The sequence below is a fragment of the Acinetobacter sp. ATCC 27244 genome, from assembly GCF_000156555.1.
In the GTDB taxonomy this organism is placed as follows: domain Bacteria; phylum Pseudomonadota; class Gammaproteobacteria; order Pseudomonadales; family Moraxellaceae; genus Acinetobacter; species Acinetobacter haemolyticus.
Genome location: NZ_GG665955.1, coordinates 52,504 through 57,805 on the forward strand (window position 1 = coordinate 52,504; position 5,302 = coordinate 57,805).

Genomic DNA, 5,302 nt, shown 5'->3' on the forward strand with positions numbered 1-5,302 from the left:
CATACAATGTGCAATATACACCGTATTCATTATATTTTGAGACATATTTGACATTATTATTCAATACAAACATAGACTTAAAATTAATTTTGCTCCTTTAAAACCAGATTGAATATCGATTTTTTGTATTAATTTTATACAACTCCACTCGATATAGATTAATAAAAAAGGCGCATAATGCGCCTTAGAAATCATGGTTCAATTATTTTTTGGAATCATTATTTCCAAATAATGGTCCCATACCACCGCCACCACCAAATTGTTTTTGCATATTGCCCAGTGATTTAAGCATCTTGCTCATACCAGATGGATTGGCGAACTTCTTCATCATTTTCGCCATCTGCGCTTGTTGCTTAATGAGTTTATTCACTTCAGCGACATCCATACCACAACCCGCAGCAATACGCTTTTTACGACTCGGATTCATCAAGTCAGGATTACGACGTTCTTTAATCGTCATCGACTGGATGATTGCTTCCATACGTTTCACTTGTTTTTCAGGATTTGCTTTTTCAATCGCATCCTGAATACCAGAGTTACTCATACCTGGGAGCTTATCCAAGAAGCCCATCATGCCGCCCATTTTACTCATTTGCTCAAATTGCATCAGCATATCTTCAAAGTTGAAGGTGCCGCCCTTTTGCAATTTCTTCGCCATTTTTTCGGCTTTTTCTTTGTCGATTTTACGTTCAACTTCTTCGACCAAAGAAAGGACGTCACCCATCCCCAAGATACGTTGTGCAACACGGTCTGGATGGAATGGTTCAAGCGCATCTAGTTTCTCACCAATACCCAAGAATTTGATTGGCTTGCCAGTGATAGCACGAACAGAAAGTGCCGCACCACCACGCGCGTCACCATCAGTTTTGGTCAAGATCACACCTGTTAAAGCCAAAGCATCGTTAAACGCTTTTGCTGTATTGGCAGCATCCTGACCTGTCATCGCATCAACAACAAACAAAGTTTCTGTTGGCTTAACCGCAGCATGTAATTCTTTGATCTCATCCATCATGTCATCATCGACATGGAGACGACCCGCCGTATCGACAATCAAAACATCCGCAAATTGAATCTTCGCTTGTTCAATCGCGCGATTTACAATATCAATTGGTCTTTCAGATGCTTGCGATGGAATAAAACCAACACCGACTTCGTTCGATACGGTTTCTAACTGCTTGATCGCTGCTGGACGATATACGTCAGCAGAAACCGTCATTACTTTTTTCTTTTGGCGTTCTTTTAAGAAGCGTGCCAATTTTGCTGCGGTTGTGGTTTTACCCGCACCTTGCAAACCTGCAAGGAGTACAACGACAGGTGGCTTAGCACTTAAATCTAAAGTTTCATTTGCCTCACCCATCATCTTGGTGAGTTCATCATAGACAATTTTTACAAATGCCTGACCAGGAGAAAGCTGTGTCATGACCTCTTGACCGAGTGCTTCTTCCTTCACCTTCGCGATAAATTCACGAGTTACAGGTAACGCCACATCGGCTTCAAGAAGTGCCATACGTACTTCACGTAGGGTATCTTTAATATTGTCTTCGGTCAGCTGCCCTGAGCCAGTAACATTTCTTAAACTCTGTGTGAGTCGTTCTGTTAAGGTATCAAACATTGCGAAATCCGCTTAAAATGGCTAGTTGCAAAAAAATCTTTCTTAAAATAGAAAATTTATGCATAAGATGCTATAGGATACTGTAGTTCGCAGCGAATTTATATCTTATATGGTGAATATTATTCATCCCCCTAAAAAAGGTTTGACATGATCAGTCTCCCCTTGGTTTACACAATTTTGGCACTTGTGGCTTATACCAGTTCTTTTTGGTATTTGTTTATTCGTCTAATGTCAAAACGTACACCAAATCTTTGGTGTTACGGTCTTCTCGTTGGTTTAGGACTGTTATTACACGGTGTAGTTCTCTATCAAGACATGATGACACCAATGGGCATCAACTATGATGTATTTAACCTTATCTCGTTCACCTCAGGGCTTATGCTCACCTTGAGTTTAATCCTTAGCCTGATTCGCCCCGTTTTACCTTTAAATCTGATCGGTACGCCCGTTGCTGCATTTGGTTTAATTCTAGGATTTGTATATAGCAAGCCAAATCAATTTATTGAGTTGCATAGTCTTGGATTAGATCTACATATCATCTTATCGCTTTCAGCTTATGCTGTACTTTTAATGGCAACTATTCATGCCGTTCTCCTGTGGTTCCAAGACAGAGAACTAAAAAAGAAGCAAAAAAAACGGATTTGGGTCAACTTACTCCCTCCCTTCCAAATAATGGAATCATTACTCTTTGATTTAATTATTACAGGATTTGCTCTACTCACTGCCGCCTTATTATTTGGCTTCTTTACCATTGATAATTTCTTTGCCCAACACCTTGCGCATAAAACTGCGTTTAGCATTATTTCGTGGTTTTTATATGGTGCTTTGTTGATTGGACATTACAAATTTGGTTGGCGTGGACGCAAAGCGATTCGTTTTACAATTACAGGTTTTATCTTGCTCGCGATTGGTTTTATTGGCAGTAAATTTGTACTCGAAATGATCTTAGGACGTTAAGTATTCCATATGTGAATAAACACTAGACAGCATTTCTTAAAATGCGTATAACGCTGTTTTCGCTTAACTAGGTAACTACCGTGAAACTTGTACTTGCCCCAATGGAAGGTCTAACTGATCCAATCATGCGTGATGTTCTCACTCATGTGGGCAGCTTTGATTGGTGCGTGACCGAGTTTATTCGTATTACTGACAGTATTCTACCAGACCATATTTATTATAATTTTTGTCCTGAATTACAAACGGATGGCAAAACTGCTGCGGGTACACCTGTCCACGTTCAGTTTCTAGGAAATAATCCCGATATGCTGGCAGCGAATGCAGCTAAAGTTGTTGAACTTGGCGCGCCAGCAATTGATCTCAATTTTGGTTGTCCAGCCAAAACGGTCAACCGCCATCGTGGTGGTTCAGTACTACTCGATGAACCTGAAACCGTTCATTTATTAGTAAAAGCCGTACGTGACGCTGTGCCTTCTCACATCCCTGTTTCAGCTAAAATGCGTCTGGGTTATTTGGATGAAAACCATACCATGGAAAATGCTCATGCCATTGAAGATGCAGGTGCTAGTTGGTTAACCGTACATGCAAGAACCAAAGCCGATGGTTATACTCCGCCCGCATATTGGGAAAAAATCCAACCGATCACTGAAGCATTAAAAATCAATGTAATTGCCAATGGTGAAATTTGGAACAATACTGATGCTAAGGCATGTCTGACCCAATCTCACTGTACAGATCTTATGATTGGTCGTGGTGCTGTGACTACCCCAGATTTAACCCAGTGTATCCGCCAAAATGTTGATCATGCTTTATTAAGTTGGCAAGATTTGGTTGAATTACAACATCGTTTTTTAAGTGGTCAATTTAAAACTGAAATTGGCATGATTGGTCGTTATAAACAATGGTTAGGTATGATGACCAAGGCATATCCTGAAGCACAAGAGCTTTGGGGACAAGTAAAGCGACTAAAACAACTGGAACAGATTATAGAAGCTCTTGGTACTTCTTAATTTTCCATAAATATATAGTCCCGTATCCACAAGCAAGTGCTATTGGTATCTACCCCACACAAAAATCCTAGAATAAAAAAAGCGACTCTGAAGTAAATTACTTGAGTCGCTTTTGCAAAATAAATAAAGAGCTAAAATTATAAACCATTCACTCTCATTCTTAGATTCGTTACTGAAGCACCTGTCAAACCAAAACTTCCCATAGATGCATTTGGTAAATTATTGAATACATTTGCCTGTTGCGCATTGTTTGTACCCAATAACACATTATTTAACTGGAGATTAAATTTATCTGTAGTGCCAGCATGTCCAAAAACAAAACCTCCAGGATTAGTACCGTTAGCACTTTCTATTCCAGCATAAAAACCTGTCAGACCAAAAGGGGAACCATTATGCCCAGTGAATTTAAAATCAAAACTTGCACCAATTGGAGCTGTCGTGGCATCACCAGATGTTGCATAATCTGAGACCAGCATAATATTACAGCCATCACCTGCCCCACAAATCGAATCAATCGCACCACCGAATCTAATCATATCTCCTTGTGGGGCTGAACCTAATTGAATGTTCATAGTCGGTGTATTTGCAGCAAATACAATATCAATGCCACCTAAACGTAAGATTTCTTTAACATCACTTTTAATCAAAGTACCAGAACTAAATATAGAGTTTTGCGTATAAGTTGTTCCACTGATACTGGATAAAGAATTTGCAGCTGCCGCATAGACAGAAAATGGGGAAATTCGTATACCTGTGACATTATCATTAAATGCTAGACCAATATTTACAAATGCATTGCTTGATGTACCTGCATCAGTATCTATCGTCGCACGAATACCTAACATGGTTTCTGAGCTACCATTTAAACCAGAAATCTTCACTGGAGCTTCTGAGCTTTGGCCAGCAACACCAGCAATCACCAATCCAGCTCGATTTGTATAATCTGTAGTCAGACCATCATTATCAATCATTGCTAATTGATTAAATTGAATATTGGATTCAACACCAATTGTTAGACCATCTTGTCCGGTCATTGCTGAAAGACTTTGATCATCCATCGGTTGCATTGCTAAAGCCAAAGGACTTATACACAGCAATGACAAACATCCTAATTTTTTATTTTTATTCATTGCCCTCATCCATAGACAAATGTTTAAAATATGTACTCTAGCTTAGCACAATCTAGAAAAACCACAATGAGATACGTCCGAAAGTTAGTATTTTACCTTTGCCTGACTTTAATAAATAGCTAACCCTTTTTAATATAAGTTAGCCTTACTATCCAACCCTATGTAGATTAAAGAACTGTACCACACAAATCTTTTGTTCCAGCTGGGTATGTGAACTGCAACTGACTTCTATCCAGAACTAATTCTTGTGAAATCTCTTGTCCAATAACTGGATTTCCTGCTGGTATTGCATATTGCCCCAAATTCATCTCAAAGAAATAATTTACTGGCTTTGTTGAAGCAGTCCCAACATATCCATAATTAATTCCATTAAAAATAGCACCAACTTGTTTAGTATCTTGATTAATATAAACACCTAATCGTTGATAACCCGTCGGCGTAGCACTCACTTCAAAAAATTTGTCATAAGTTATTCCTGATCCATCATAAGAATAGAGGTGGATCAGGAAATTTGAACAACACTTATAAGTGATATTTTGCTCCCCAAATGATGTTATAAACATCAATATATGGAGTATTTTATGACACGTAGA

At 38.8% G+C, this 5,302-nt stretch carries 5 protein-coding genes; 2 read left to right on the plus strand and 3 right to left on the minus strand.

Annotated features, from left to right (window positions below; genetic code table 11):
- Positions 1 to 202 precede the first annotated feature (202 nt).
- The gene (gene ffh / locus HMPREF0023_RS08490; RefSeq protein WP_004638090.1) at positions 203 to 1,612 is read right to left on the minus strand and encodes a signal recognition particle protein; all 1,410 of its coding nucleotides are present in this window, start codon (positions 1,610 to 1,612) and stop codon (positions 203 to 205) included.
- Between the two features lie 147 nt (positions 1,613 to 1,759).
- On the opposite strand from ffh, the gene HMPREF0023_RS08495 reads away from it, so the two are divergent.
- Together HMPREF0023_RS08495 and HMPREF0023_RS08500 are read left to right on the plus strand one after the other, a co-directional pair.
- Positions 1,760 to 2,569 carry a cytochrome C assembly family protein gene (locus tag HMPREF0023_RS08495; RefSeq protein ID WP_017396462.1) on the plus strand — a complete coding sequence of 270 codons (810 nt, stop codon included), beginning with the start codon at positions 1,760 to 1,762 and terminating at the stop codon, positions 2,567 to 2,569.
- 80 nt (positions 2,570 to 2,649) lie between these two features.
- The gene (locus tag HMPREF0023_RS08500) at positions 2,650 to 3,579 is read left to right on the plus strand and encodes a tRNA dihydrouridine synthase (RefSeq protein ID WP_008941845.1); all 930 of its coding nucleotides are present in this window, start codon (positions 2,650 to 2,652) and stop codon (positions 3,577 to 3,579) included.
- Positions 3,580 to 3,716: 137 nt separating this feature from the next.
- Here HMPREF0023_RS08500 and HMPREF0023_RS08505 read toward each other — a convergent pair whose 3' ends face one another.
- Positions 3,717 to 4,709, minus strand: coding sequence for a DUF6160 family protein (locus HMPREF0023_RS08505; RefSeq protein ID WP_017396463.1), 993 nt, complete (start codon positions 4,707 to 4,709; stop codon positions 3,717 to 3,719).
- A 167-nt stretch (positions 4,710 to 4,876) separates the two neighbouring features.
- Positions 4,877 to 5,302 (minus strand): DUF4882 family protein (locus tag HMPREF0023_RS08510; RefSeq protein ID WP_155757172.1); only part of this gene is annotated, 426 nt, incomplete at its 5' end.